The sequence below is a fragment of the Mycobacterium sp. SMC-13 genome (assembly GCF_045311035.1).
Classification (GTDB): Bacteria; Actinomycetota; Actinomycetes; order Mycobacteriales; family Mycobacteriaceae; genus Mycobacterium.
Genome location: NZ_JBJIAI010000007.1, coordinates 72,869 through 97,873 on the forward strand (window position 1 = coordinate 72,869; position 25,005 = coordinate 97,873).

Here is a 25,005-nt window from a genome sequence, read left to right on the forward strand (position 1 = left end):
GGAGCGAATCTATGACGAACGTTTTGGAACAGATCAAGGGAGCGACCGCGTACGACCCGTCTGGCGAGAAGATCGGCAAGATCCACGAGCTCTATCTGGACGCACAGAGCAGGCAGCCCAAGTGGGCATCCGTTCACACCGGCCTCTTCGGTATTTCGGAGTCGCTGGTCCCGCTGGCCGGTGCCCGCCCCGACGGCGACGATTCGGTGCGGGTGGCCGTGGCGAAGAGCGCCGTCAAGAATGCACCGCACGTGGACATCGGTGACCGGATCAGCCCGGCCGACGAAGCCACCCTGATGCAGTACTACGGTATGCGGTCCGATCGGCCGGCCACCCCGCAGCCTGGGCAGCAACCCGCGCCGCAGCCCGGCCCCGAGACCCCGCCGTCCAATGGCGGCAAGCACCTGCGCGGAGCGGCACCGGCTCTCGGCGGCATCGGCGGCACCTCGGCGAACACGTCGGCCCACGCCTCCCAGGCGTCGCCGACTGCTCAGACCGGGCCGGAGATGATCCGTTCGGAGGAGCACCTCCAGGTGGGCACCGAGCGCGCGACGTCGGGTACGGCCCGGCTCAACAAGCATGTGGTGACCGAGCAACAGACCGTCCAGGTGCCCGTCGCCCACGAAGAGGTGCGCGTGGAGCGCGCCGCCATCACCGACCCGTCCCATGCCCGTGACAACCGGATCGCCGACGACCAGCGCGAAGTGACGCTGCACGAGGACAAGGTCGTCGTGAGCAAGGAATCGGTTCCTGTCGAACGGGTTCGACTCGCAGTCGACGAGGTCACCGAGAACAAGCAGATCACCGAGAACGTGCGCCGCGAAGAGATCAACGCGGAAGGCGTGCACCGCCGTCAGCGCTGACCATCTCAGTCGAGCGGAGCCGACGGGGCGGGGCCCAGATGCAAGATCGGAAACGGTCGCCCGTCGCCGTCGGTCTCCGACCGGCTCAGGGTGACGAAGCCGTGACGCTGGTAGAACCCGACAGCTTGTGGATTCTGCTCGTTCACATCGACCAGCAGCCCCGGATTCTTGGCCCGCGCAGCGGCCAGCAGGACCGAGCCCGCGCCACGACCACGGTGCTGGTGGTCGATGAACAACATCTCCAGGTTGCCACCGGCAACACCCGAGAAGCCGACCGGCACACCGTCGGAATCCGCGACCGTGAGGTCGACCATCTTCAGGTACTCCTCGGCCAGCCGCCGCTCGTAGAAATCGATGTCGCCGGCAGTCAGGAAGTCATGCGTCGCTTCGACCGCACTACGCCAGATCTGTAGGAGGACCGGCCATTCCGCGGGTCCGTGGCATGGCCGGAGTACGAAGTCTTGCGTTGTGGTCACGTTCTCAGCGTAAAGACACGCCGGGTCGCCTCACCAAGCCAGGACGTGATCCGGGCCGGAATTCGGTTCTTCGTCGGCGGCCGCCGGGGGCGTCAGCAGGTCGCCCCAATGCTTCAGAGCGATTCGCATCGCGTCGGGTCGAGACCCTCCCGCCAGCCGCAGCGAATGGCCACCGGACAGTTCGACCAGGGCCTCGGCCAGGACGTACGGCGACATGTCGGAATCGTGGGCGACGCCGATCAATTCGACGGCCGCATCCTGCCACCGCCGTCGCTGCAGGCCGACGAGAACGCCGACGGCAAGGGCCAGTACGCGACGTTGCGCCTTGCTGCCCGCGGCCGGCCAGGTACCGCCGCCGTAGAGACCGGCGACGCCTCCAGGCAAATCACCGTCATACTCCGGTGGCCCACTACCGACCGTGATCGACATGGCCATTGTTTACCCGCGCGACAGTGCGGCGAAACGCACAGCTATCCGGAGCGGTGCCGGCGCACCGCCCCGGATGACTGGATGACGCTACTTCTTCGTAGTGTTCTTCGGTGCGGTGTTCTTCGGGCCGGAGTTCGTCGGCGCCGACTTCGCCTTCGGATTCTGTTTCGGTGTCGTTGCCTTCGAGGACGGCGCCGATGCTGCGGTATCGGCGGTTGTCGTCGAGGTGGTCGCTGACGCTGTGGGCGCCAACGCCTTTGGCGCGGCCGGGGCCGTTGGCGCGGCCGGCGCCGAGATGGGTGCGGCCGGCGTCGCGGGAGCTGCCGGTGTGGCGGGGGTGGCCCGTGTTGCCGGGGTGGCCCGTGTCGCCGGAGTGGTGGCGGTGGCCGGGACTGCCGGCGTGGCTGCGATAGCTGCAGTGGCCGGGGTCGCCGCAGTGGCAGGCGTCGCCGGGACGGCAGTGACGGGCGTGGTGGCCGCGGCGATCGGGCCGGCGATCACGGGCACCGCCGCCGGGTCGGTCGCTGCCGAGGTCGTGCTCGTCGTCTTCAGCGCTGCCGCAGTCTCAACGGAGGCAGTGCGCATCGTCGAAACCGATGGATCGGCGACGGGATCGGCGGTGGCGCTCAGTGTCGAAACGGATGGATCGGCAAGGGATCTGGTGGCGCTGAGTGTCGTGAGAGCCATCATGGGGCTCGAGACTGTCGCCGGGTCCGACGCGCCGATCGGCGTCTGCGGATGCGTCGCCGTCCACTGGGCGATGACGTTCGCCGCGGGCTTGGGCGTCCAATCCGTCTGGAAGACACCGAGAGTGTCCTGGTCGCTCGTGCTGGCGGTGTTCCGGTCGCGGGTGGTGTAGATGAACATCGGCCCGGTGTAGTCGAAGCTGCTCCACGAGTTCAGGAAGTTGGAGATGAACGCTGCCTGGGTGTTGTTGTCGACGACCGAGGTCGGCTCTCCGTACTCGGTGGCCCAGATCTGCTTGCTGCCGTCGCCGGCCGCGACCATTTCCTGATGGATCGTCGCGAGCTGGTTGATCGGGGCCACCGGCCCGTACGGCGTGCCGTTCCCGAAGGGCACCTGGTACTGGTACGGGTGGAACGAGAGCGCGTCGAAATACCCTTGGGCTCCGTTGTCGTACATGCCCTGGACGTATGAGGCCGCGTTGATGGCCAGGCCAGGGGTATCGGTGACCCAACCGACCACGCCGCCGATCACCGTCGCGTTCGGGTCAGCGGCCTTGATCGCCGGATATGCCGCCTGCAGCAGCCGGGTGTACGCCGCGGGATCGGGTGTCGGGTACCAGGAGGGCGCCGCGTTGGGCTCGTTCCACACTTCGTAGGCCGACACCTTGCCCGCGTAGCGCTCCGCCACTGCGCTGACGAATTGCGCGTACTGCGTGTTGTCGGCCGGCGGCGCGGCCACGGCCGGATAGCCGGGCTGCACTGCCCACGCCGGCGTGGCGTTGAGCACGCCGAGGATGCCCATGTTGCGTTCGGCGGCAGCGTTCACCAGGGTGTCGACCGTGCTCCAGTTCCAATAGCCCGGTGCGGGCTCGATGTTGTTCCACGGGAGCAGGATCCGCACGTTCTGCACGCCGAGGGACTGCATCTCGTCGAGTGTCTTGTTGATGTCGGCAGTCGACATCCCGATGATGTCCGAATCGGCGAAACCCACCGTCGTGTTCGATTCGGTGATCGCCGCGGACAGCAAATAGGGCACCGGTCCAGGACCGGTGCCCACGCTCGCAAAAATCAGACCTGCAACCCCAACGGGCAATGCCGCCGAGATCGCCACTCTCACACCGGTCTTGATCACCGGCCGTTGCTGTTGACCTCGCTTCTGTCTGTGCCACATCGAAATTCCCCTAATCACAATTGATTTCGCTCCCGGCTAACCCCGCCGGGGCGTCAAAGACAAGGTTTGGGTGCCCCGTGCAAACTGTGGGCAAACCAGGTTCCTGTCAAAAAGCTTGGTGCGCTTGGCCGTAGGCTGGCCGCATGCGGTCCTTCGGCTACCCCTCGGCGTTCGTCCTGCTCTCGGCATCTGCCCTGCTCACCGCGGGATGTGGGTGGAGTCCGAAAGGTCCGGACCCGATGCCGCAGGCCGACAAATGCACACCCGCCGACGGGCCGGCGCAGAACGTCGTGACCGCAGCCATCTACGCGCTGCCGGCACCGCCGTCGGGCAAGTGGACCCAGATGGGCAGTGGCCACACCGCGAACTGCGCGCTGTACTGGGTGCAGGTGGGGCAGAACAATTCGACGCCGGACAGCCTGCAGCAGGTGGTGTTCTTCAACAAGAACACGATGATCGGCACGCCGACGCCCGACGCGCGGCCGTACATCACCGTGACCGCGAGCGCTCCGGACACCGCGACGGTGCAGTACCAATGGCAGCAGCCGAAGGATCAGCCGGGGATGCCGACCGGTATCGGCAGTGTGCGGTTCACCGTCGACGGCGGCGCGCTCAAGGCGCTGGACCCGATCCCCGGGCCGTGAGCGTCAGTGCGCGGCGAGCAGACCGCGCATGATCTCGACGGCCGCCGCGAGGGTGTCTCGATCGGCGCTGTCGAGTTCCGCCAGGAACGGGTCGATGGCGTTGCCGCGGTCGGCGCGCACCTGCGCCAGCGTGGCGATGCCCTGCGGCGTGATGCTGATGAGGACGGCGCGGGCATCGTCGGGGTCGACGGTGCGGGACACCAGTCCGGCATCCTCGAGGCGACGGACCTGGGTCGTCATCGTCGGCTGTGAGCAGTGGTCGAGCGCGGCGAGATCGGAGATGCGGGCGCGGCCCTCGGCTTCGATGGTGGAGAGCAGCCGGGCCTGGGCGAAGGGCAGCGGAAGCCGGACGCGCTGATTGGCCAGGCGGTTGATGCGTGCGACGACGGCGAGCAGATCCGAGGCGAGGGTCGTTTCGGTCGCCGGTGCAACTGTCATGTTCAACATGGTTCCATAGATTCTCTATGTAGTCGAACCTGTCATCGAGAGTGGTGACGGTCACAACACCGTCGAGTTTACGCGTCTGCGCAGCTGGCAGAATTGTGCAATGACTGCTGCCGGCACCAGAGATAAGGCCGGTCCCCTCAATCCGGGCGAGTACGCCCAGGCCGCTGTGATGGCGGCACTGAGCGCGGCCACCGCCATCATCGCCGTCGTCGTCCCGTTCGCCGCGGGGCTCGGCATGCTGGGCACGGTCCCGATGGGACTGCTGGCCTACCGCTACCGGATTCGGGTGCTGGTCGCCGCGACCATCGCCGGCAGCACCATCGCGTTCCTCATCGCCGGCATGGGCGGTCTGATGACCGTGGTGTTCTGTGCCTACATCGGCGGACTGACCGGCATCGTCAAGCGCACGGGGCGCGGGATCGTCACCGTCCTGTGGGCGTCGGTGGTCGCGGGCGCCGCATTCGGCGCGTACGTCATCGGCATCCTGCTCGTGGTGGCGCGGCTGCGAGAGCTGATCTTCGCGTCGATGACCTCGAACATCCACGGCATCGCGAACGTCATCGCGGCGGTCCCGGGCGGGGAGCGCGCGGCCGAGGATCTGCGCACCGATTTCGCCGTGTTCCTGCACTACTGGCCGGTGCCGGTGATGATCTCCGTGATCATGCACATCATCGTCGTCACGCTGCTGGGCTGGTGGGCGCTGTCGCGGGTGCTGAAGCGGCTCTTCGGAATTCCCGATGTGCACAAGCTCGACACCGTCGAATCCACCGGCCTCGTCGCACCGGTGCCGGCGCGCCTGCGCGACGTCCGATTCCGGTATCCGGGTACCGATCGCGATGCGCTCGGCCCGGTCAGCATGGACATCGACGCGGGTGAACATGTCGCCGTCACGGGCGCCAACGGATCGGGCAAGACCACCCTCATGCTGACGCTCGCCGGCCGTGCGCCGACTGCCGGCACCATCGACCGGCCCGGTGCGGTGGGGCTCGGCAAGGCCGGCGGCACCGCGGTCGTCATGCAGCATCCGGAGAGTCAGGTGCTCGGCACCCGCGTCGCCGACGATGTGGTCTGGGGCCTGCCGTCGGGGACGACGATCGACGTCGAAAAGCTGTTGGGTGAAGTCGGTTTGAGCGGCATGGCGGACCGCGACACCGGCGGGCTGTCCGGTGGCGAACTGCAGCGCCTCGCCGTCGCCGCCGCCCTGGCACGCGAGCCGGCACTGCTGATCGCCGACGAAGTCACCAGCATGGTCGACCAGGAGGGCCGCGACGTGCTGCTCTCGGTGCTGTCCGACCTCACCCGGCACCACCGCACCTCGCTGGTGCACATCACGCACTACAACGACGAGGCCGACTCGGCTGACCGGGTCGTCCGGCTCGACGGCGCCAGTGACAACATCGAGATGGTCGCGACCGCACCGGTGCCGATCGTGTCCGCCGGCGTCGAACCCGACGGCCCGGCGGTGCTCGAGGTCCAAGGCGTGGGACACCAGTACGGCAGCGGGACGCCTTGGGAATCAACGGCATTGCGCGATATCAGCTTCACCGTCCACGAGGGCGAGGGTGTGCTGATCCACGGGCTCAACGGCTCCGGCAAGTCGACACTGGCCTGGATTCTGGCCGGCCTCACGGTGCCGACCACCGGAAGCTGTCTGCTCGACGGCAAGCCTGTTTCCGACCAGGTTGGCGCCGTGGCGATCTCGTTCCAGGCGGCGCGGCTGCAATTGATGCGGTCCCGCGTCGGTGCCGAAATCGCGTCGGCTGCGGGCTTCTCGAAGCGCGACACCGTCCGGATCACCGAGGCGCTCGCGATGGTCGGGCTCGATCCCGAACTGGCCGACCGCCGCATCGATCAGCTCAGCGGCGGCCAGATGCGCCGGGTCGTGCTGGCGGGCTTGCTGTCTCGTCGTCCGCGCGCGCTGATCCTCGACGAGCCGCTGGCCGGATTGGATGCGGCCAGCCAGCGCGGCCTGGTGACGTTGCTCGCCGAACTGCGCCGGACCACGGGGCTGACGGTCGTCGTCATCTCGCACGACTTCGCCGGGCTCGACGAGCTGTGCCCGCGCATCCTGCGGCTGCACCGCGGCGAACTCGTCGAGGCTCCGATCACTGCGGGAGGACGATCATGACGGCTCCCGCGACGCAGCGCCGGTCGATGGTGCTGCTGCGTCCCGTGCCGGGGACGTCGCCCATTCACGAACTGTGGGCCGGTACCAAGCTCATCGTGGTGGCGCTGATCGGCATCGTCCTGACGATGTACCCCGGCTGGGTGCCGATCGGCCTGGTCGCCCTGCTGGTGCTGCTCACGGCGTGGCTGGCGCACATCCCGCGCAGCGTGCTGCCGTCGGTACCGCGCCTGGTGTGGGTGCTGCTGTTGCTCGGTGGTGGAACGGCGGCCCTGGCCGGCGGCGAGCCGTTCCTCGACTTCGGGTCTGTGCATCTGGGAGTGGGTGGTCTGCTGAACTTCCTGCGGATCACGGTGCTGTCGATCGTGCTGCTGGGACTCGGCGGGCTGGTCTCGTGGACCACCAACGTCGCTGAAATCGCGCCCGCGGTGGCCACTTTGGGTCGGCCGCTGAAGTGGCTGCGCATCCCTGTCGACGAGTGGGCGGTCACGCTGGCCTTGGCGCTGCGGGCCTTCCCGATGTTGATCGACGAATACCGGGTGCTGTTCGCGGCCCGCCGGTTGCGGCCGAAGGTGCGGCCCGAGACGCGACGGGAGCGCAGCCGGCAGCGTCGCGCCGAGATCGTCGACCTGCTGGCGGCCGCCATCACGGTGGCGCTGCGCCGCGGCGATGAGATGGGCGACGCCATCACGGCGCGCGGTGGCGTGGGCCAGATCGTCGCCAGTCCGGCACGGCCGGGACGGGCCGATACGGTGGCGCTGCTGATGGTCGTCGCGATGTGCGCGTTGTCGCTGTGGGTCGAGGTGGCCACGCCGCTGGCCACCCACCGGCTTTAGCGATCAGCGGCGGCGTTGGCTGCGCGCTGGGCATCGGCCAGCGTTGATGCGACCGGCGCGCGGCCCAGGAACATCTCGTCGAAAAATGGCCTGATGGCGAGGAACCCGGCCGGGAAGCCCGCGCCGCCGGGGGCCGGCAGACGGGGCCCGTCCAGCACGGTGAAGAAGGGCTGCACGTCGACACCGCGCCGTTTCCAGTAGTCGAAGTAGACCGGTTGGGCAGCCAGTACGGCCGGCACTGCCGCCCCTTTGGTGCCCAGGAACGCATTTCCGTCGGCGCTGCCCATCCACTGCAGTACCGCGCGCACCGCATCGGGATGGCGGGTGGCCGAATTGGCCGCGGCGGCAATCCCGTTGGTGACGCTGACGCGGCCGTCCGGTCCGCTGGGCAGCTTGGCCACACCCCACCGGAAGCGCGCCTGATCGGCGATGGCGGCCAGGTTGTAGGTGCCCGACTGGAACAGCGCCATGCGGCCCTGCAGGAACTGGTTGCGGGAGAAGTCGCCGTTGCCATTGGTGTCGGCGGCAGAAGGGGAGACGTGGTCGGAGTTGATCAGCCGCACCAGGTACTCGAAAGCCTCCCGGGCACCCGGATTGTCGAACGCGAACCGGTCACCGTCGCTGAATTTCCCACCGGCCGAACCGATGTAGTTGAGATAGATACCCTGCAGATCGTTGGCGGCGTTGTAGCCCCACTGCCGTACCTGCTCGGGGTCGAATCCCGGTGTCCCGGCCTGGTTTCCGTGCCGATCCAGCGTCAGCCGGGCCAACAGCGGACGCAGCGTGTCATCGGCGCCGGGGGACCAGCGCAGCGTCTCCAGGTCGGCGGGCTCGATTCCGGCGGCCGCCAGCAGGTCGGCGTTGTAGTACACCGCGATGCCGCCGTCGGTCAGTTGCGGTACCGCCCACAGCGTCCCGTCGCGGGTGAACTGCTGATTCACCGACGGCTCCCACGCATCGGCGGCGCCGCGGCCCAACAACTTTCCGATGTCGAGCAGCCGGCCGGTGTCCGCGTAGCCGGCCAGGTAGGCGTTGGACAGCCAGAAGATGTCGTCGGCGCCGCCGCCGGCGACATCGGTGCGCAGCGAATCGAAGTACGACGCATAGGCGACGGCGTCGACCCGGACCTCGATGCCCGGATGCCGGCGGGCGAACTCCGCGAATGACGACCGGTACGCGGCTGCGACCTGCGCGTCCCACAGCCGCACCGTGACAACGGTTTTCCCGGTGTCCTGCGTCCGGCCCATCAGCACGGCGGCCACCAGCAGCACCGCCATGGTGGCGGCCAGCGCGATGACGAACCGGGTCGAGAACTTCATTTCAAGCCGGTGACGACGATCGAGCGGACGATGTGCCGGCCCAGCACGCTGAACAGCAGGATCAGCGGCACGATCGCGACGGTCGTCGCGGCGAGTACGACGGTCCACTGGGTGTCGAACTGGGATTGCAGCCCTGCGGTCGCGACGGTCAGCACCCGCCAGGACGAGCCGCTGGTGATCACCAGCGGCCACATGAAGCTGTTCCATTGCGAGACAACGGTGATCAGTCCGAGCGTGACGAGAATCGACCGGCTGGCTGGCAGCACCACGTGCACGATGACGTCCAGCGTGCCGGCACCGTCGATGCGGGCGGCGCGGATCAGGTCGGCCGGGATGGACCGGAAGTACTCGCGCAGCAGGAAGATCGCGTAGGGCGAGCCGAACATGAACGGCAGCACCAACGCCCAGAAGGTGTTACGCAGCCCGGCCTCGGCCATCATGAGATACAGCGGCACGACCGTCACCGTCGCGGGCACCATCAGCGTCGCCAGGTACAGCCAGAACAGGGTGTCGCGTCCCGGAAATTCGAGCCGGGCGAAGGCGTACGCGGCGGTCACCGAAAACGCCAGCTGGCCCAACAGGATCACCGCGGTCATCAACGCGGTGACCAGCGCGGCCCGGCCGAAGCCGGCGTCGGACAGGGCGGTGTAGTTGGCCAGCGTCGGTGGATTCGGCAGGGACAGCGGCGATTCGGTGTTGAACTGGCGCGCCGAGGTGAACGACGTCAGCAGGCCCAGGCCGAACGGCACGAGGGTGATCGCAGCGGCGAGCACCAGCACCGTATAGATGAGTGCGTTACGTGAGGTCATAGGTGACCCGCCGGCGGAAGTAGAGGTGCTGCACCAGCGTGATGCCGAGCAGCAGGACGAACAGGATGAGGGCCATGACCGCGGCGCGGCCCACGGCCGCCGAGCCGAAGGCCTCGGCATAGATGCGGTGGGCGATCAGGTCGGTGCGGCCCTCGGGGCCGCCACCCGTGAGCGCGTAGACGGTGTCGAAGACCTGCGCCGCGCTAACGACACCCGTCACCAGGACGAAGAAGAATGTCGGCCGCAGCATCGGCAGCGTGATGCGGCGGAACCGCTGCCAGGCGCTCGCCCCGTCGATGCGGGCCGCGTCGTGAACGTCGTTGGGGATGGCCAGGATTCCGGCGAGGAAGAACAGCGTCACATAGCCGACGTTGGTCCACACGGTCACCGCCGAAACCAGCGGCAGCGCCAGGGTGGGGTCGGTCAGCCATTCGATGCGGTGCCCGAGCACGGTGCTCACCGCGCCGTCGGTGGGGCTGAGAATCCATCGCCACAGCACCGCGATCGCCAAGGGCGAGCAGATCCAGGGCAGGACATAGAGCGTGCGGAAGAATCCGGTGCCCGGCAGTCCGCGGGCCAGCAGCATCGCGGCCGCCAGACCCAGCACCGTCTGGACCGGCACCACCAGTGCGACGAAACCCAGCGTCACCGCCAGCGAGCGGCGGAATGTCGGGTCGGTCAGCACGGCGTGCCAGTTGTCGAGTCCGACGAACCGGATGGGTCCGAGCAGGTCCCACCGCTGCAGGCTCAGCCAGCCGACGACCAGCATGGGGAGCAGCAGGAACATCACCACGCCGAACAGGCTGGGGGCGAGCAGCGCATAGCCGGTAAGGGTGTCCCGAAACCTGCGGCGTGCCACCGGATCATTAAAGCGTGTGGTGCTACTACGGTGTAGCCGTGACTGCGCTGCGACGGGTTGACGCCGACTTCCTGGCCTTGCCGCGCCATTTGCTGGCCGAGGCCGCGGTGTCGGCCGCGCTGGCTGCCGGTGCGAGCTACGCCGACCTCCGGATTCACCGGATCACCACCGAACACATCCAGCTGCGTGACGGCGAGCTGGAATCCTCGGTGGTCAACCGGGAAATCGGGCTAGCGGTCCGGGTGATCGTGGACGGCACCTGGGGTTTCGCCTCGCATGCCGAGCTGAACCCCGAGGTCGCGGCCGAGACCGCCCGTCGCGCCGTGCAGGTCGCGGTGGCGCTGGCGCCGCTCAATGCCGAACGCATCGAGTTGGCTCCCGAACCGGTCTACACCGATGTGTCATGGGTGTCGCCGTACCGGATCGACCCGTTCGAGGTCACCGCTGCCGACAAGATCGCGCTACTGGGCGAGTACTCGGGGCGGTTGCTCGCGGCCGACGGCGTGGACCACGTGTCGGCGGGACTGCAGGCCGTGAAGGAGCAGGTGTTCTACGCCGATGCGTTCGGTTCGTCGATCACGCAACAACGGGTCCGGGTGCAGCCGACGATCGAGGCCGTCGCGGTGGATGCCGCAGCCGGTGCTTTCGAAACGATGCGCACACTGGCGCCGCCGACCGCGCGTGGTTGGGAAGCCGTCGCCGGTGACGAGGTCTGGGACTGGACAACCGAATTGGCGGAGCTGCCGACGCTGTTGGCCGAGAAGGTCAAGGCGCCCAGCGTGACGGCCGGCCCCACCGATCTGGTGATCGACCCGACCAACCTGTGGCTGACCATCCACGAATCCATCGGCCACGCCACCGAATACGACCGGGCCATCGGCTACGAAGCGGCCTACGCCGGTACGTCGTTCGCCACCCCGGACAAGCTGGGGACCATGCAGTACGGGTCACCGATCATGAACGTCACCGCCGACCGCACCGTCGAACACGGTTTGGCCACCATCGGATTCGACGACGAAGGCGTCCGCGCGCAGAGCTGGGACCTGGTGCGCGACGGTGTCTTCGTCGGCTATCAGCTGGACCGCGTGTTCGCGCCGAAACTCGGGGTCAGCCGGTCCAACGGCTGTTCGTACGCGGATTCGCCGCATCACGTGCCGATCCAGCGGATGGCCAACGTCTCGCTGCAGCCGGGCACTGACGACCTCAGCACCGATGATCTGATCAGCCGGGTCGAGAACGGCATCTACATCGTCGGCGACAAATCGTGGTCAATCGACATGCAGCGGTACAACTTCCAGTTCACCGGGCAGCGGTTCTTCAAGATCCGCGACGGCAAGCTGGACGGCCAGGTGCGCGACGTCGCCTACCAGGCCACCACCACCGACTTCTGGGGATCGATGGAAGCCGTTGGCGGAGAGTCGACCTGGCGACTCGGTGGCGCGTTCAACTGCGGCAAGGCCCAGCCCGGCCAGGTGGCGGCCGTCAGTCACGGCTGCCCGTCCGCGCTGTTCCGCGGAATCAATGTGCTCAACACGCGAACTGAATCGGGGCGTTGATGCTGACTGCACCGCAAGTTGTCGACCTGGTGCTGGCCGAGGCCACCCGCCGGGGTCGAGCCGACGAGACCATCGTGCTGGTGACCGACAGGTCCACCGCGTCACTGCGCTGGGCCCGCAACACCATGACCACCAACGGTGAGTCGGTGAGCCGCGAGACCACCGTCATTTCGATTGTCCGCCAAGGGGACAAGGCCCGGGTCGGCGTCGTGAAATCCAGTGAGGTCGATCCGTCGACCATCGCGGGCCTCGTCGCGGCGTCGCAGGACGCAGCGGAGGCGGCGCCCGAGGCGCGTGACAGCGCGCCGGCCCTGGCCGGCGTGGAGACCTCCGACGACTGGGACGCACCGTCGCCGTTGACCGGTGCCTCGGTGTTCGGGAACGTGGCCACGCGTCTGGTCGACGGCTTCCACCGCAGCGACGCGCTGTACGGGTTCGCGCGGCACGAACTCGACACCACGTACCTGGCCACCTCGGGTGGCATCCGGCGGCGGTTCACCCAGCCGACCGGCTCGGTGGAGATCAACGCCAAACGCGATGGCGCCAGCGCCTGGGCGGGCGTCAGCACCGCCGACTTCGTCGACGTGCCAGTCGATTCCATGCTCGATGACCTGTGCCTGCGCCTCGGCTGGGCCTCGCGGACCGTCGAGTTGCCCGCCGGTCGGTATGAGACGCTGATGCCGCCGTCGACCGTCGCGGACATGATGATCTACCTCGGCTGGAGCATGGATGGCCGTGGCGCGCAGGAGGGCCGGACCGCGCTGTCGGCGCCGGGCGGTACCCGGGTGGGGGAGAAGCTCACCGACCTCGGACTGACCCTGTACTCGGATCCCTTTGCGCCCGGGCTGGATTGCCTGCCGTTCGTGGCGACGTCGAGTTCGTCGGAGCGGGTGTCGGTGTTCGACAACGGCCTGGACATCGGTCGGGTCGACTGGATTCGCGACGGTGTCGTGAACGCGTTGGCGTATCCGCGTTCTGCCGCAGCGGAATTCGACGCGCCCGTGGCCGTGCCGGCCGACAATCTGCTGATGACGGGCGGCTCGGTGAGTCTGTCCGACATGATCGCCGGCACCGAGCGCGGCCTGCTGCTGACCACGCTGTGGTACATGCGTGAGGTCGATCCGACGGTGCTGCTGCTGACCGGTCTGACGCGCGACGGCGTCTACCTCATCGAGGACGGGGAAGTGACGGCCGCGGTCAACAACTTCCGGTTCAACGAGAGTCCGCTGGACCTGCTGCGGCGCGCGACCGAGGCCGGCGTCAGCGAGACCACGCTGCCGCGCGAATGGGGCGACTGGGCCACCCGGGCCCAGATGCCGTCACTGCGGATTCCGGACTTCCACATGTCGTCGGTCAGTCAGGCGCAATAACTTTCAGTGCCTCGGCGACGTCGTCGTCGGTGGTGGCCCAGGAGCAGACGAAGCGCACGATCGGTCGCAGCGGGTCGGGAGCATGGACCGCGAACCGCTCCCGGACCCGCGCGGTGGTTGCGGCATCGAGGATGACGAACACCTCGTTGGCCTCGGTCGGCGCCGCCAGTTGCAGCCCTGCCTCCGCGAACCCGGCGCTCAATGTCGCCGCCATGCGGTTGGCGTGGGCTGCCGTCTGCAACCAGAGATCGTCGTGCAGCATGGCCTCGAACTGAGCCGAGATGAAGCGGTGCTTGCTGGCGAGGTGGCCGATCTGCTTCTGTACGAAGCGAATTCCCTCGAAATGTGCGGGCCGGCGGATCAGTACCGCGTCACCGAACAGCATGCCGTTTTTCGTGCCGCCGACGGTGACGATGTCGGCGTCACCGATGGCTTCCTGTGGAGTGATGCCAAGGGCGGCAATGGCATTGGCGACTCGCGAGCCGTCCACGTGGACCAGCAGGTCGTGCTGGTGGGCGTAGTCGATGAACTCCGTCAGCGCGGCGGGCGACCAGACGCGGCCGTTCTCGGTCGACTGGGTGATGGTGACGATGCGCGGCTGCGAGTGGTGCACCTCGCCGCGGCGCGCAATGTGTCGATCGAGTTCCTTCGGTGAGATCAGGCCGTCATCGCTCGGTAGCGGGGTCAGTTGTGCCGCGGCGATTCGTACCGGCCCACCGGCTTCGTCGAGCAACGAGTGCGCGATATCGCTGCACAGAATTTCCTGCCAGGGCCGTACTGCCGAAGCCAGCGCGATGATGTTGGCCGCGGTGCCGGTCAGTGCGAACAGGACCTCGGCATCGGGGGCCCCGAAGGCCGCTCTGACGGCCTGCGCTGCGCGTTCGGTGCCCGGGTCGGTGCCGTACGAGCTCACCGGGCCCTGGTTGGCGGCGACGATCGCCTCCACCACCCGTGGGTGAGCACCAGCAGCGTTGTCGGAGGCGAATGCGGCCGAGACGGTCGAACTCATGCGTCGATCGTCTCATCGCGGCAATAATCCGGGGTGTGGAGGAGCTACTGACGTCCCTGATCGCACTGTCGCCGCCCGCCGATCGGCGGCTCAACGCGGCGATGCGGCAGACGTGTGCCGAGACCCTGGGCCTCGCGCCATTGCCCTATGAAGCAGTGTTCGGGCCCGTGTCCGACGCCGAGCCGCTGGTGGCTGAGTTCGCCGAGCAGTTCAGCACCGACGTGTCGGTGATTTCCGCGGCTCAGCGCGGAGAGCTCACTGCAGCGCTGGGCGCCAACAGTTTTCGCATCGTGGCGTTGATGTACGTCGCGGACTTCGTGCCGCGAGTGCAGGCCGGATTTGCGGCGCTCGGGCTGCCGCCGATCGCCGATCCCGACGGCTGGGATCACGACACTGACCCGGTGGACCTGCTGTTGAACCGCTTCGCAAGTTCGGTAGGGGCACGCCGCGAGCTCGATCCGGTGCTGACCGAAGTGGTGCGACTGCGCGGCGCGGCCGCGCACAACTGCCGGCTGTGCAAGTCGCTGCGCGAGGGCACAGCATTGGATGCCGGCGGCAATGAGTCGCTGTACTCGGAAATCGAACTGTACGAGTCGTCGACGCTGCTCGACGAGAGGCCGAAAGCCGCGCTGCGCTACGTCGACGCTCTGGTGTGGACGCCGTCGCGGATACCGGCCGACGTTGCCGCAGGGGTGCGGGCGCACTTCTCCGACGCGGAGGCCACCGAGATCACCCTCGACGTGATGCGCAACGGCATCAACAAGATTGCCGTCGCTTTGGGTGGCGACGCGCCGCGGGTCAGTGAGGGCACCGAGCGCTATCTGCTCGGAGCCGACGGGCAGCCGGTGTTCTCCTAGGGGCTGTTCTGGGAGCGCTCTGAAAAACTTTGGTCACTTTGTTTGCGCTGGTCACGGTAGGTAACTAGCGTCACATCGCTGGCGGTTTCGTGTCGGTGGTTCGAACTAGTGTTCGATGTATGGGATTGACCGATCCGGCCGCTGTCGAGGAGGCGTACGCCGCCTACGAGGCGGCGCACGCGCGGCTCGCATCCCTGGACTACACCGGCCTGGACGTGGCGACGTTGTTGGCGTTGAAGTCCCGCCGCGAAACCCTGAAATGCGCGGCCGAGGCCGTCGATCACCGGATCTTGGTTGCGGCGCAGTCTCAGGTCACGGCCCGTGAACTGGGCGCGAAAAATTGGGCTGAGGTGCTGCGTATCCGCTTGCGCCTGGACGCCACGGAAGCCAACCGCCAGGTCCGCGACGCCCAGTATTTGGCGCCCCGCACCGGGCTGACCGGCGAACCGTTGCCGCCGGAGTGGGAGTTCGTCGCCGCCGCCCAGGCCGACGGCGTGATCAACACCGAGCACGTGAAAGTGATCGGCCAGTTCATCAACAAACTCCCCGGGTGGGTCGACCCCGGCACCCGCGGGCAGTTTGAACAGTCCCTGGTTGCCGGGGCGCGGCACCAGACCCCGGAAGAACTGCGGGCCGCGGCTGAGGCGCTGCTGTACCTGCTCGATCAGGACGGGCCGCTGCCCGATGACGCCGAACGCGCCCGCAAACGCAGCTTCCGCATCGGCAAGCAACAACCCGACGGCATGTCCAAAGTGGACGGCTGGCTCGACCCCGAAGCACGCGCCACCCTCGAAGCAGTCCACGACAAACTCGGCGCCCCCGGCATGTGCAACCCCGCCGACCCCACACCCTGCCAATCCGGCACCCCCACCCAAGCCCAGATCGACCACGACACCCGCAGCACCGACCAACGCAACCACGACGCCCTGGCCGCCATGGGCCGCATCGCCCTCGGCACCGACCTCGGCGACCACAACGGCCTACCTGTGGCCATCGCGGCCACCTGCACTGTCGCCGACTTGGAGCGCGGCACCGGCCACGCACTGACCCTCACCGGCAGCCGGTTACCGATCCGCGATCTCATCCGCATGGCTGCCCGCGGCGCCGACCACTACCTCGTCGTCTTTGACGACCACACCGAACAACCGCTGTACCTGGGCCGAGCGCGTCGCACCGCCACTGTGGCGCAACGATTCGCCCTGTTCGCTCGCGACCTGGGCTGCACCAAACCCCACTGCACCGCCCCCGCCTCACGCTGCCAGGCCCATCACGTCGACACCGACTGGCGCGATGATGGCCCCACCGACATCACCAACCTCGCCCTGGCCTGCGGACCCGACAACCGCCTCGCCGACACCGGCGGCTGGCACACCACCATGGCCAACGGCCGCGCCCACTGGACCCCGCCACCACTACTGGACGTCGGCCAACCCCGAACCAACCACTACTGGCACCCCACCCTCTACCCACCCGAGAGCGGCGACGATGACGGCGGCGAAAGTGACAGTCCCGCAATCTGATCCGGCACCGCGCCACGGCATACCATGCCGCGACGGCAGTGCCACGTGCGCCGCAACGAGTCGCTCGCTGGTGAGGACTTCAGCCCTTGAAGTACACGATCTGATGGGTGCTGGCGAGCAGCGCGCCATCGCGGGCCCACACATGCGCACTCTGGTCGAAGTACCCGTCCGAGAAGCGATTCGCGTGCGCACTGCCCAATACGTAGTCCCCGCCGATGCTTTCGAGTTCCTGCCCATTGGCGTGGAAGTACGTGGTGAGTGAGATGGTGCCGGCCGGGAAGAATCCGCCGCGCCGCAGGAAAACCCGGGGATAGAAGATGTCGGACATCGCGGCCAGGGCGGCGAAGTCGAGGCCGCGCTGGTCGGCGTCCCGCACCCACAGCGTCGTCCGCGACGACTCACTGGGCTCGGAATCCTCTGCCGGGAAAGGGTTTTCGACGAAACGCATGTCGTACTGGCTGACCCACGGCAGGGGAGGGCCGCTGACTTCGAGCCCCTCCGGCCTGGGCGCACTCGGCATGCGTGACTCATCGTCCGACCAGGTGTCGCGGCGGATGCCGAAAACCATGGTGGCCGTGGTCTTGATGTCGCCGTCCTGGCTGAGTTCGGCGATCCAGTGCTGGTTCGTGCGGTTGGTGCGGGCGGGCTTCAAGGTGATGTCGAACTCGCCGTCGACGATGGGCGCGGCGAAGTTGACCGTGAGTGCCAGCGGCTCACCGATGCGGTCGGGTCGCAGCTCGACGGCGTGCAACAGCGTCGCCGCGGTGATGCCGCCGAAGGGGCCGACCATGTTCGCCCAATCCGGGTGCGTCTGCCCACGCATGCGCGTGTCATCGACGGGCTGCAGTTCCAGGGCTTGGTCGAACGAATGAGAGCCAGTCACGCTCCACATGATGCCTGGTGGCAGTTGGGCAGCCTGACCGTGTTGCCGCGCGACTGGACACCCTGCCGGTCGCGTCGGCGCGAAACAAGGCGTCGTTGAAGCCGTTCCACCGGCTTGGCGTGCAGCCAAAGAGACGCATCCGCTCAGGGCCGATCAGATGCCCGTTTACACCGAGCCACGATGACAAACGGCGCTGTGCGCAGTCTCGATATATAGGCGGTGAATTCGCAGAGGAGCTTCAGTGATGGCTATTCACCACAGCCGCATACAGGTACCACGTGTCGTGGACGCGCCTGCTGATCGCGTGTTCGCGTTTCTGACCACGCCGGACAACCATGTTGTGCTCGATACGAGCGGCATGATCCTCAGTTCGGCCGACCATCGCCGCCTCAGCGAGTTGGGTGCGGTGTTCGTGATGAACATGCGAGCGGGCAACCGAGTCGAGAACCACGTCATCTGTTACGAGCCCGACCGTGCTGTCGGATGGGCCCCCGCCGAACCCGGCCAAGAACCTGCGGGTCACACCTGGATATGGCGGCTCACGCCGATCGGACCGGAGCGGACACTTGTCACTGAGACATACGACTGGTCGGCATTCCGACACACCGACATGCTGGAGCGCCTGCCGGTCATCGGCCGCGCGCAGATGGAAGAGTCGACGGAGCGGCTGGCGGAAGCGCTCTGCCGGCGTGGCGGCTCTTAGACCGCAACGCCGATGGCAGCCCATGGGGTGCCCGCCCGCGGCGCCATGCGAACATGGTGGCCGCGATCTTCGCGATGGGGCGGTAGCTCAGTTGGTTAGAGCCGTGGACTCATAATCCATTGGTCGCGGGTTCGAGCCCCGCCCGCCCTACTCAAAGCTGTATTACGTCGGCTGATGGCTGACATTTCTCTGTCGGGTGATGCCTGACAGTGTTTCGGCTGATGCTTTACACCTGCTTCGGTTGATCCTTGACACCGAGCACCGCCCGGCCCGAACTCAAACTCCCTGACGCGGTGGACTCAACGACACTCGCCGCGTGACCCTCGCCGAACTGCCCCGACTATCCGTCGCTTCGACTTCGATCACGGCGATGACGGGTTCGCCTCGTTTCAGTGCGCGAGCGGCCTTGCGCTGCGCGACGGGAGGAATCTCGACAGCAAGCGTGGCTTTGCGCAAGGGCGGCAGGTTCAGCATGGCGGGCCGCAGATGCAGTGTCCGGGGCTGGCGCATCCGGCGGGGGACGTCGATCTCGCCGGTGGCGATCACGTCGCAGGGCAGGCCGGCCGAACGCACTTGCAGAACCACCGAATCGCCAAGTGGCTGATTGCGTTCACCGCCGAGCCACAGCCGCACGTTCGGCAGCGTCATGCCGCCGACTTCCTCATCGCGACTTAGCCGCGATGCGATGGCAGCGCTGATCAACCTGCTGGTCAGCCCACCTTTGCGACGTGCCACGACGGTAACTTACGCCGGTTGGCAACGCTGCGAAGCCAGAACCGCGACGTCCACCGAGCTGGACATGCCACACAGGCTGATGCCGCAGAATTGGCCTGTGCGGGTGGCGGCGGTGGTGCGGAGAGCGAGTGTCCTCAGCGCTGCCGACCCCGGACGCATCCGGTTGCGCAGCGCAGCGGCGACCACCTTCTCGCTGCTGCTGGCGATCGGCGCGATGTTGGTGTTCACCCGTGCGGCCGGCCAGCCGGTGACGGTCGCGATGCTGGGCGCGGTGGTCGCGATGCAGGCCTCGGCCGCCGTGAAGGACCGAGACCAGCGCAGCCGCAACATCACGACGCTGCTGCTGTTCTTCCCGGCGATCGGCGCCATGGCCTTGGCCGCATTCCTGGTGCCCCACGGGAAGATCGTCGACGTCGGCTTCATCGCTGTGCTCTTCGCCGCGGTGTGGGTGCGGCGGTACGGCCCGCGCGGAAACGCGCTCGGGATGGTCGCCTTCATCTCGTACTTCTTCGTCATGTTCCTGCGGACCCCGGTGCATCAGATTCCGGTGTTGGCAGTGGCCGTTGCGGTGGGCATCGTGTCGTCACTGTTGGTGCATGTGCTGCTGTTTCCCGAACGGCCACGTATCGAGGCACGTCGCCTCCTGTCGGCGCTGCGCGCCGCATCGCTCTCGACACTGGATGTCGCCACCCGGCGCGGCGAGGTGAGTGTCGAGGTCGCCCGGCACCAACTCGACCAGCTCGGTGAGACTGCGCTGCTCATCGACGACTGGCTCGATCGGCACGAGGCCGCCAAATCACTGAGCGTCACCAGTAAGGACCTGGCGCTGCGGGTTTTCGAGGCGCAGATCATGCTGGAGCAGGCGGCGTCGTTCCTGTGGTGGCTGGACCAGGACGAGCCGTGGCCCGACGGCCTGGTTGATGCGGTCGCAGCGCTGCGGATCTGCCTGGACAACAACCCCACCGACGAACAGTTGCGGCAGGCCCGGCGGATGGGTGCCGCAGCGGCGGACAAGGCCGACCTTTCGGCCTCGGCGGGCGTCGCGACCGTCACGGCGTACCGGGCGATGCAGGCGCACTTGGCAATTCACCACATCACCACCAACGCCCGCGGCATCAGCGACGACGATATCGCCGCCGCCGAGACCGACGGCGACGACGACCACGACACGCCTCAGGGGCTCAATCCCAGCACCAAGGCCGCGATTCAGGTCGCGGTGGCGACCAGTGCCGCAACGGTTCTGGGCAATCTGATCTCGCCCGATCGCGGATATTGGGCGGTGCTGACGGCCTTCCTGGTGTTCACGGGCGTCTCGACGCGCGGCGAGATCCTTTCGCGTGCCGGTCATCGCATTGTCGGCACCATCGCCGGGGTGGTGGCGGGCGTGCTGCTCGCCGCGGAGATCGGGCGGAACCCGGCGCTGCAGATCGTCGTCCTCGTCGTCTGCGTGTTCTTCGCGTTCTACCTGGCAACCGTCGCCTACTTCTGGTTGACCTTCTTCGTGACGGTCCTGCTGGCGATGTTGTATGGCCTCCTCGGCAATTTCAGCGCCCAGGTCCTCGAGGTACGCATCGCGGAAACGGCAGTGGGAAGCCTGGTGGGTATCGCGTCCGCGTATTTCGTCTTCTCCACCAAGACCCGCGCCACGTTCGCCGAAAAGGTCACCGATTACCTCGACCAGATGAAGCGGGTGATCGACACCGCGGTGACGGCGGTACTGACCGCCGGCGATGCCGGCGATCTGGTTGTCGACACCCGCCGGATGGACAACTCGTTGAAGGCAGCAATCACTGCCGGCAAACCGCTCCAGATGGGCCCGGTCTCGGAACTGCGGCACGGGGTGCGGCGCCTGATGCGCGGATTGCAGGTCGCGAACCGTTCGGCGCATGCCCTGGCGCGTGCCGGGGTGACCGCGTCGCATGCCGGGCAGCCTCCCGATGGCGCCGACGCCGCGTTGCATCAGGCCGCCGCACGCGCCGATGAAGCGATAGCGCGGGTGCGGAGACTGATCGCCGGCGAAGACGTCGGAGCTGAGAAGCGAAGCGACGCAGCCGTATTCGATGTCGGGCTGCCGGAGATGCGGCCGGGCCCGGTGCGTGCGTCGGTGCGGGCGCTCAACATGCTGGATCGGGCGCTGACCGAGGTCACCAGCAGGGTCTGAGTCATGCGTCAAACCTCCGAGAATCGGGGTTGCCGTTTACGCATCTGAAAGCGGGGAATGCCGGTCGATGAGAGGAGTCGATCGATGTCACTGCGAACCCTGGGCAGGCACGCGTCAGCGCACGTCATCCGCTCCGTCGCGATCGAGGCACCCGACGGGGTACCGCCGGTGGACGTGCTGGAACAGCTGATCGGCGATGCGCGAATCGTCCTCATCGGGGAGGCGTCGCACGGAACGCATGAGTTCTACGCCGCACGTGCCGCGATCACGCGGTGGCTCATCCGGCAGAAGGGGTTCTGCGCCGTTGCGGCTGAGGCGGATTGGCCGGACTCCTACCGGGTGAACAGGTTCGTTCGTGGACTCGGTGACGATCGGTCCGCGGATCAGGCGCTGAGTGGGTTCGAACGATTTCCGGCCTGGATGTGGCGCAACGTCGTGGTCCGGGATTTCGTCGATTGGCTGCGCCGGTGCAATACCGAATTCGCCGATCGCAGCGGCAGGCCGGCCGGTTTCTACGGCTTGGACCTCTACAGCATGCACCGCTCCATGAGTGAGGTCATCGCGTATCTCGACAAGGTTGATCCGCGAGCCGCGGGCAGGGCCCGCGAGCGCTACGCCTGCTTCGACCATGTCGCGTCGGCCGAAGACGGTCAGGAATACGGCTATGCCGCGGCCTTCGGCGCGGGACGGACGTGTGAACGCCAGGCGATCGAACAGCTCTTGGATATGCAGCGCAACGCGGCGGATATCGCCAATCAGGACGGCCTGCTCGGTGAGGACGAGGCGTTCTACGCCGAACAGAACGCGCAGGCCGTTCGTGACGCCGAAGAGTATTACCGCACGATGTTCGGTGGCCGGGTGTCGTCATGGAATCTGCGCGACGAACACATGGCCCGCACGTTGAGCGCGTTGCTGGACCACCTGGACCGCGACGGCGCCAAAGACTCCAAAGTCGTTGTCTGGGCGCATAATTCGCATGTCGGTGACGCGCGCGCGACGGAGGTGGGTCGTGATGGACAGCTCACGCTCGGCCAGTTGGTCCGGGAACGGTATGGCCGTGAGTGCCGGTTGATCGGCTTCAGCACCTACGCAGGCACCGTGACCGCGGCGAGCAGGTGGGGTGGCGTCGCCCAACGCAAGGCGGTCCGGCCTGCACTCAGCGGCAGTGTCGAGGAGCTCTTGCACGCTGTGGGTGGCACGTCATTCTTCGTATCGCCCCTGCTCACTCGTCAAGCCGCCGAACCGCTTTCGGTGGCGCGCCTGAGCCGCGCCATCGGCGTCATCTACCGCCCCGAGACGGAACGGCAGAGCCACTACTACCACGTGCGTGCCGCCGATCAGTACGACGCGATGATCCATATCGACCGGACCCGGGCGCTGGAACCGCTCGAGCCGACCAGCGTCTGGCACGAAGGGGAAACTCCGGAGACGTATCCGAGTGGGCTCTGAACCGGTACCCGGATTCTGTTGTCGCCCAATGCTGTCAGCGCGGCTCCCCGCCGGTGGACCGCCGGCACCACTGTGGGTGCGGCGGCCACCGTCGAGTCGCATCAGGTGAACGCAGCCCCGTAGGACGCCGCGCCGATCACGAACGTGAACACCAGGTAGATCACGAGCACCACGGCGCCGGCGATCGCACCCCACGTCGCCCACTTCTTGGCCTCGTCCGCGGCAGTCTGCGCGGCTTGGAACTGGCCCTGGGCCCACAGACCCGACACTTGAGTCGCCTTGACGATCGACACGATGCCGAACGGTAGGCAGCAGAAGATCGTGACGAGGATGCCCAGCACCAGGTTGTTGTTGGGCGGTCCACCTGCGGGCGGAAGGCCGCCGGCGGGCGGCGGAGGGTAGTTCCCTGGCGGTATCTCAGTCATTGCAGCCTTTCGTTGTTCCGGTCACTACTCGGTAGGACGTCCGTCGTCGGACGCGGTCAGCGGTGACCGCTTCGGCACGCTACGGCGCACCGATTGGAATCCGTTTGGGACGCCTACCGGGCAAGGACACAACGCCGGGACGGCTACCGATCCCAATATTGCAGCGGTGAGCGGTGGCTGCGGTTACGGGAGCGGGTGGACGACCGTCAGCCGTGCAGCCCGTTCTTGATGGCCAGGGCCTGTTTCTGGCCGACGTCGAGCACGAAGTCGGACGGCGGGGTGGCGTCCTTGGGTCCGTCGAATTCGAGGGTGACGAACGCGCGGCCCTCGGTGAACAGCACGACGGTCACCGATTTGGAGTCGTCGGGCGAGTTGCCCGACACCGAAATGCCGCCGCTACCAATCTCGATCGGTGCGGGCGTACCGCCCACCACGCTGCCCCCGAGCGTGGCTTTGGCTGCCTCGAGCGCCGCGGTGGCGGCGGCGGGGTCCGGCAGGATCAGGATGGTGTCGCCGACGACGTGGGTGCGGTCGGCGTTGCCGAACGACGTTGCGACACCGGGTTTACCGCCCGGGTCCGGTACGGGCGGGGTTGCGATGAATTCCTCGGGTGCGACGAGGTCGGTCGCCTTGATCAGCAGCGCCGAGTAGTCGACGGGCTGGGCCGGAGTGGAGGCGGTCGTCGACGTGGCGGCGCTCGACGACGTCGCCGACTTCGACGCGGCGGGTGGCGCAGAATCCTTGCTGCATCCGGTGATCGTCACGATCACCGCCGCGCTGACCGCAACCGCGCCGCCGGCCACCCTCATGCGAGAGCTCATCGGTTTCACTCCTCTCCGGCCCCCGCCGTCAGTTCAGCGGACCGTCCGGCATCGGGGCGTTGCAGCGCGCGCGGAAGTCGGCCGCAGGCTGGCGGATACCCTCGATGTCGGTCTTCACCTGCGGGTTCGCATCCATGTACGCGGTGATATCGGTCCGCATCTGATCCCGAGTCTTGCCCTTGAGACCCGTGAAGAACGCATTCACATCGGGGTGCGTGAACAGGTACGACGCGGTTGCGGCGTTCACGCCGGACATCACGTTCGCGAGGTCGCCGGCAGTGCAGTCCGGCGGGTCGGCAATGGCGGTCGTGGCTGTGCCGATGAACGTCGCACCGGCGATCAGGCCGGCACCGATGATGTTGCGGATTCTCATGTTTGGTTGCTCCTCGAGGTTGTCGAAATAAAGGGATCAGCGACGCGGACCGATACCGCCACCGCCGCCGGGGCGCAGCGGCGGGCGCGGGGGCAGGGGCACGATGACGTCCACGCCCCAGCCGTCGTCGCAATACCAGGGATCAGCGCAGTACGACGGGTAGGCCGCGCTGGGCGGCGTGGGGCCGCCGCCACGAACGTCACCCTGTGCGCACACGGTGGCGTATCCGGCGCCGGTGCAGTCGGCCGAGGCCGGCGCTGCCGCACTGAGGCCGATGGGCACAAACGTGAGCGCCAGACCCAGACTCAGGGAGCGCTGCTTCAGTCGCATGGTCTTCTTCCTTCGAACGGCTGGCTCGCGGTGGTCGGCACGGTGCCGGTGCGCGGAACCGGTGTCGGCTGAGCATAATTGGGCGTTGCCGCTCAAGAAGCGGTTGCGCGATTATTGCGTTGTTTAGGCTGTGTTAATCCTTGGTGCGG

The 25,005-nt window shown here is 67.3% G+C and carries 24 protein-coding genes, 1 tRNA gene and 1 pseudogene; 12 read left to right on the plus strand and 14 right to left on the minus strand.

The annotated features are described in order from the left end of the window. Positions 1–11 precede the first annotated feature (11 nt). The gene (locus ACJH6I_RS12320) at positions 12–863 is read left to right on the plus strand and encodes a PRC and DUF2382 domain-containing protein (RefSeq protein WP_318985296.1); all 852 of its coding nucleotides are present in this window, start codon (positions 12–14) and stop codon (positions 861–863) included. A gap of 5 nt (positions 864–868) precedes the next feature. Here ACJH6I_RS12320 and ACJH6I_RS12325 read toward each other — a convergent pair whose 3' ends face one another. The 3 genes from ACJH6I_RS12325 to ACJH6I_RS12335 all read right to left on the minus strand — a co-directional run bounded on the left by ACJH6I_RS12325 (position 869) and on the right by ACJH6I_RS12335 (position 3,511). Next, positions 869–1,339 (minus strand): GNAT family N-acetyltransferase, encoded by a 471-nt coding sequence (locus ACJH6I_RS12325; protein ID WP_318985295.1) that lies wholly within the window; start codon positions 1,337–1,339, stop codon positions 869–871. Between the two features lie 30 nt (positions 1,340–1,369). Beyond that, positions 1,370–1,768 carry a hypothetical protein gene (locus ACJH6I_RS12330; protein ID WP_212812225.1) on the minus strand — a complete coding sequence of 133 codons (399 nt, stop codon included), beginning with the start codon at positions 1,766–1,768 and terminating at the stop codon, positions 1,370–1,372. 87 nt (positions 1,769–1,855) lie between these two features. After that, on the minus strand, positions 1,856–3,511 hold the full coding sequence (locus ACJH6I_RS12335) for a cellulase family glycosylhydrolase (RefSeq protein WP_318985294.1): 1,656 nt from the start codon (positions 3,509–3,511) through the stop codon (positions 1,856–1,858). Between the two features lie 257 nt (positions 3,512–3,768). On the opposite strand from ACJH6I_RS12335, the gene ACJH6I_RS12340 reads away from it, so the two are divergent. After that, the gene (locus ACJH6I_RS12340; protein ID WP_318985293.1) at positions 3,769–4,269 is read left to right on the plus strand and encodes an LppP/LprE family lipoprotein; all 501 of its coding nucleotides are present in this window, start codon (positions 3,769–3,771) and stop codon (positions 4,267–4,269) included. Positions 4,270–4,272: 3 nt separating this feature from the next. Here the strand turns inward: ACJH6I_RS12340 and ACJH6I_RS12345 are convergent, their stop codons facing one another. Next, a complete protein-coding gene (locus ACJH6I_RS12345; protein ID WP_212812223.1) occupies positions 4,273–4,716 on the minus strand; it encodes a MarR family winged helix-turn-helix transcriptional regulator in 444 nt (147 codons plus the stop codon). A gap of 100 nt (positions 4,717–4,816) precedes the next feature. Between ACJH6I_RS12345 and ACJH6I_RS12350 the strand changes: the two genes are divergently transcribed. Then, positions 4,817–6,844 carry an ATP-binding cassette domain-containing protein gene (locus ACJH6I_RS12350; RefSeq protein WP_318985292.1) on the plus strand — a complete coding sequence of 676 codons (2,028 nt, stop codon included), beginning with the start codon at positions 4,817–4,819 and terminating at the stop codon, positions 6,842–6,844. Further along, positions 6,841–7,677 carry an energy-coupling factor transporter transmembrane protein EcfT gene (locus tag ACJH6I_RS12355; protein WP_212812221.1) on the plus strand — a complete coding sequence of 279 codons (837 nt, stop codon included), beginning with the start codon at positions 6,841–6,843 and terminating at the stop codon, positions 7,675–7,677. The genes ACJH6I_RS12350 and ACJH6I_RS12355 overlap by 4 nt, the downstream gene beginning before the upstream one ends. On the opposite strand, the gene ACJH6I_RS12360 is transcribed toward ACJH6I_RS12355, so the two are convergent. From ACJH6I_RS12360 to ACJH6I_RS12370, 3 genes are read right to left on the minus strand one after another with little or no spacing between them, the layout of a single operon-like run. After that, entirely contained in the window at positions 7,674–8,996 is a 1,323-nt protein-coding gene (locus ACJH6I_RS12360; RefSeq protein ID WP_318985291.1) for a sugar ABC transporter substrate-binding protein, read from the minus strand. The two genes, ACJH6I_RS12355 and ACJH6I_RS12360, sit on opposite strands and share 4 nt — an antisense overlap. Continuing rightward, on the minus strand, positions 8,993–9,805 hold the full coding sequence (locus tag ACJH6I_RS12365) for a carbohydrate ABC transporter permease (protein ID WP_318985290.1): 813 nt from the start codon (positions 9,803–9,805) through the stop codon (positions 8,993–8,995). The genes ACJH6I_RS12360 and ACJH6I_RS12365 overlap by 4 nt, the downstream gene beginning before the upstream one ends. Beyond that, entirely contained in the window at positions 9,792–10,664 is an 873-nt protein-coding gene (locus ACJH6I_RS12370; protein WP_406784139.1) for a carbohydrate ABC transporter permease, read from the minus strand. The genes ACJH6I_RS12365 and ACJH6I_RS12370 overlap by 14 nt, the downstream gene beginning before the upstream one ends. Before the next feature lie 38 nt (positions 10,665–10,702). Between ACJH6I_RS12370 and ACJH6I_RS12375 the strand changes: the two genes are divergently transcribed. Both ACJH6I_RS12375 and ACJH6I_RS12380 read left to right on the plus strand, forming a co-directional pair. Beyond that, positions 10,703–12,220, plus strand: a complete 1,518-nt coding sequence (locus tag ACJH6I_RS12375) for a TldD/PmbA family protein (RefSeq protein ID WP_406775426.1) — start codon at positions 10,703–10,705, stop codon at positions 12,218–12,220. Beyond that, entirely contained in the window at positions 12,220–13,590 is a 1,371-nt protein-coding gene (locus ACJH6I_RS12380) for a metallopeptidase TldD-related protein (RefSeq protein ID WP_406784140.1), read from the plus strand. Before ACJH6I_RS12375 ends, ACJH6I_RS12380 begins: the two co-directional genes overlap by 1 nt. Here the strand turns inward: ACJH6I_RS12380 and ACJH6I_RS12385 are convergent. Next, positions 13,574–14,599 (minus strand): threonine aldolase family protein, encoded by a 1,026-nt coding sequence (locus ACJH6I_RS12385; RefSeq protein ID WP_406784141.1) that lies wholly within the window; start codon positions 14,597–14,599, stop codon positions 13,574–13,576. The two genes, ACJH6I_RS12380 and ACJH6I_RS12385, sit on opposite strands and share 17 nt — an antisense overlap. A gap of 14 nt (positions 14,600–14,613) precedes the next feature. Here ACJH6I_RS12385 and ACJH6I_RS12390 point away from each other — a divergent pair, with 14 nt between their 5' ends. Together ACJH6I_RS12390 and ACJH6I_RS12395 are read left to right on the plus strand one after the other, a co-directional pair. Further along, a complete protein-coding gene (locus tag ACJH6I_RS12390) occupies positions 14,614–15,456 on the plus strand; it encodes a carboxymuconolactone decarboxylase family protein (RefSeq protein WP_318985341.1) in 843 nt (280 codons plus the stop codon). A gap of 119 nt (positions 15,457–15,575) precedes the next feature. Beyond that, on the plus strand, positions 15,576–16,976 hold the full coding sequence (locus ACJH6I_RS12395) for a DUF222 domain-containing protein (RefSeq protein WP_318985285.1): 1,401 nt from the start codon (positions 15,576–15,578) through the stop codon (positions 16,974–16,976). A 79-nt stretch (positions 16,977–17,055) separates the two neighbouring features. Here the strand turns inward: ACJH6I_RS12395 and ACJH6I_RS12400 are convergent, their stop codons facing one another. Then, on the minus strand, positions 17,056–17,859 hold the full coding sequence (locus ACJH6I_RS12400; protein WP_318985284.1) for a thioesterase family protein: 804 nt from the start codon (positions 17,857–17,859) through the stop codon (positions 17,056–17,058). A gap of 283 nt (positions 17,860–18,142) precedes the next feature. Here ACJH6I_RS12400 and ACJH6I_RS12405 point away from each other — a divergent pair, with 283 nt between their 5' ends. Both ACJH6I_RS12405 and ACJH6I_RS12410 read left to right on the plus strand, forming a co-directional pair. Beyond that, positions 18,143–18,562 (plus strand): polyketide cyclase, encoded by a 420-nt coding sequence (locus tag ACJH6I_RS12405; protein WP_406784142.1) that lies wholly within the window; start codon positions 18,143–18,145, stop codon positions 18,560–18,562. Between the two features lie 76 nt (positions 18,563–18,638). Then, a tRNA-Ile gene (locus ACJH6I_RS12410) sits at positions 18,639–18,712 on the plus strand. A gap of 126 nt (positions 18,713–18,838) precedes the next feature. Here ACJH6I_RS12410 and ACJH6I_RS12415 read toward each other — a convergent pair. Further along, entirely contained in the window at positions 18,839–19,210 is a 372-nt protein-coding gene (locus ACJH6I_RS12415; protein ID WP_318985282.1) for a hypothetical protein, read from the minus strand. Positions 19,211–19,376: 166 nt separating this feature from the next. Here ACJH6I_RS12415 and ACJH6I_RS12420 point away from each other — a divergent pair, with 166 nt between their 5' ends. After that, the gene (locus tag ACJH6I_RS12420) at positions 19,377–21,458 is read left to right on the plus strand and encodes an FUSC family protein (RefSeq protein ID WP_406784188.1); all 2,082 of its coding nucleotides are present in this window, start codon (positions 19,377–19,379) and stop codon (positions 21,456–21,458) included. A 117-nt stretch (positions 21,459–21,575) separates the two neighbouring features. Continuing rightward, positions 21,576–22,907: pseudogene (locus ACJH6I_RS12425) on the plus strand (erythromycin esterase family protein); the annotation flags it as partial. A gap of 101 nt (positions 22,908–23,008) precedes the next feature. On the opposite strand, the gene ACJH6I_RS12430 reads toward ACJH6I_RS12425, so the two are convergent. The 4 genes from ACJH6I_RS12430 to ACJH6I_RS12445 form a co-directional block, all read right to left on the minus strand. Continuing rightward, positions 23,009–23,332, minus strand: coding sequence for a CD225/dispanin family protein (locus ACJH6I_RS12430; RefSeq protein WP_029105914.1), 324 nt, complete (start codon positions 23,330–23,332; stop codon positions 23,009–23,011). A gap of 206 nt (positions 23,333–23,538) precedes the next feature. Next, positions 23,539–24,153 carry a hypothetical protein gene (locus ACJH6I_RS12435; protein ID WP_318985280.1) on the minus strand — a complete coding sequence of 205 codons (615 nt, stop codon included), beginning with the start codon at positions 24,151–24,153 and terminating at the stop codon, positions 23,539–23,541. Between the two features lie 28 nt (positions 24,154–24,181). Further along, positions 24,182–24,526 (minus strand): heme-binding protein, encoded by a 345-nt coding sequence (locus ACJH6I_RS12440; protein ID WP_212812209.1) that lies wholly within the window; start codon positions 24,524–24,526, stop codon positions 24,182–24,184. A 36-nt stretch (positions 24,527–24,562) separates the two neighbouring features. Continuing rightward, complete coding sequence (locus tag ACJH6I_RS12445) at positions 24,563–24,856, minus strand: hypothetical protein (protein WP_064860199.1); 294 nt, start codon at positions 24,854–24,856, stop codon at positions 24,563–24,565. Positions 24,857–25,005: the final 149 nt, after the last annotated feature.

Coding starts and splice junctions, on each gene's coding strand:
- ACJH6I_RS12320 (WP_318985296.1), top strand. CDS start 12: ATGACGAACGTTTTGGAACAGATCAAGGGAGCGACCGCGTACGACCCG.
- ACJH6I_RS12330 (WP_212812225.1), bottom strand. CDS start 1,768: ATGTCGATCACGGTCGGTAGTGGGCCACCGGAGTATGACGGTGATTTG.
- ACJH6I_RS12340 (WP_318985293.1), top strand. CDS start 3,769: ATGCGGTCCTTCGGCTACCCCTCGGCGTTCGTCCTGCTCTCGGCATCT.
- ACJH6I_RS12345 (WP_212812223.1), bottom strand. CDS start 4,716: ATGTTGAACATGACAGTTGCACCGGCGACCGAAACGACCCTCGCCTCG.
- ACJH6I_RS12350 (WP_318985292.1), top strand. CDS start 4,817: ATGACTGCTGCCGGCACCAGAGATAAGGCCGGTCCCCTCAATCCGGGC.
- ACJH6I_RS12355 (WP_212812221.1), top strand. CDS start 6,841: ATGACGGCTCCCGCGACGCAGCGCCGGTCGATGGTGCTGCTGCGTCCC.
- ACJH6I_RS12360 (WP_318985291.1), bottom strand. CDS start 8,996: ATGAAGTTCTCGACCCGGTTCGTCATCGCGCTGGCCGCCACCATGGCG.
- ACJH6I_RS12365 (WP_318985290.1), bottom strand. CDS start 9,805: ATGACCTCACGTAACGCACTCATCTATACGGTGCTGGTGCTCGCCGCT.
- ACJH6I_RS12380 (WP_406784140.1), top strand. CDS start 12,220: ATGCTGACTGCACCGCAAGTTGTCGACCTGGTGCTGGCCGAGGCCACC.
- ACJH6I_RS12385 (WP_406784141.1), bottom strand. CDS start 14,599: ATGAGTTCGACCGTCTCGGCCGCATTCGCCTCCGACAACGCTGCTGGT.
- ACJH6I_RS12395 (WP_318985285.1), top strand. CDS start 15,576: ATGGGATTGACCGATCCGGCCGCTGTCGAGGAGGCGTACGCCGCCTAC.
- ACJH6I_RS12415 (WP_318985282.1), bottom strand. CDS start 19,210: ATGACGCTGCCGAACGTGCGGCTGTGGCTCGGCGGTGAACGCAATCAG.
- ACJH6I_RS12420 (WP_406784188.1), top strand. CDS start 19,377: ATGCCGCAGAATTGGCCTGTGCGGGTGGCGGCGGTGGTGCGGAGAGCG.
- ACJH6I_RS12430 (WP_029105914.1), bottom strand. CDS start 23,332: ATGACTGAGATACCGCCAGGGAACTACCCTCCGCCGCCCGCCGGCGGC.
- ACJH6I_RS12435 (WP_318985280.1), bottom strand. CDS start 24,153: ATGAGCTCTCGCATGAGGGTGGCCGGCGGCGCGGTTGCGGTCAGCGCG.
- ACJH6I_RS12440 (WP_212812209.1), bottom strand. CDS start 24,526: ATGAGAATCCGCAACATCATCGGTGCCGGCCTGATCGCCGGTGCGACG.
- ACJH6I_RS12445 (WP_064860199.1), bottom strand. CDS start 24,856: ATGCGACTGAAGCAGCGCTCCCTGAGTCTGGGTCTGGCGCTCACGTTT.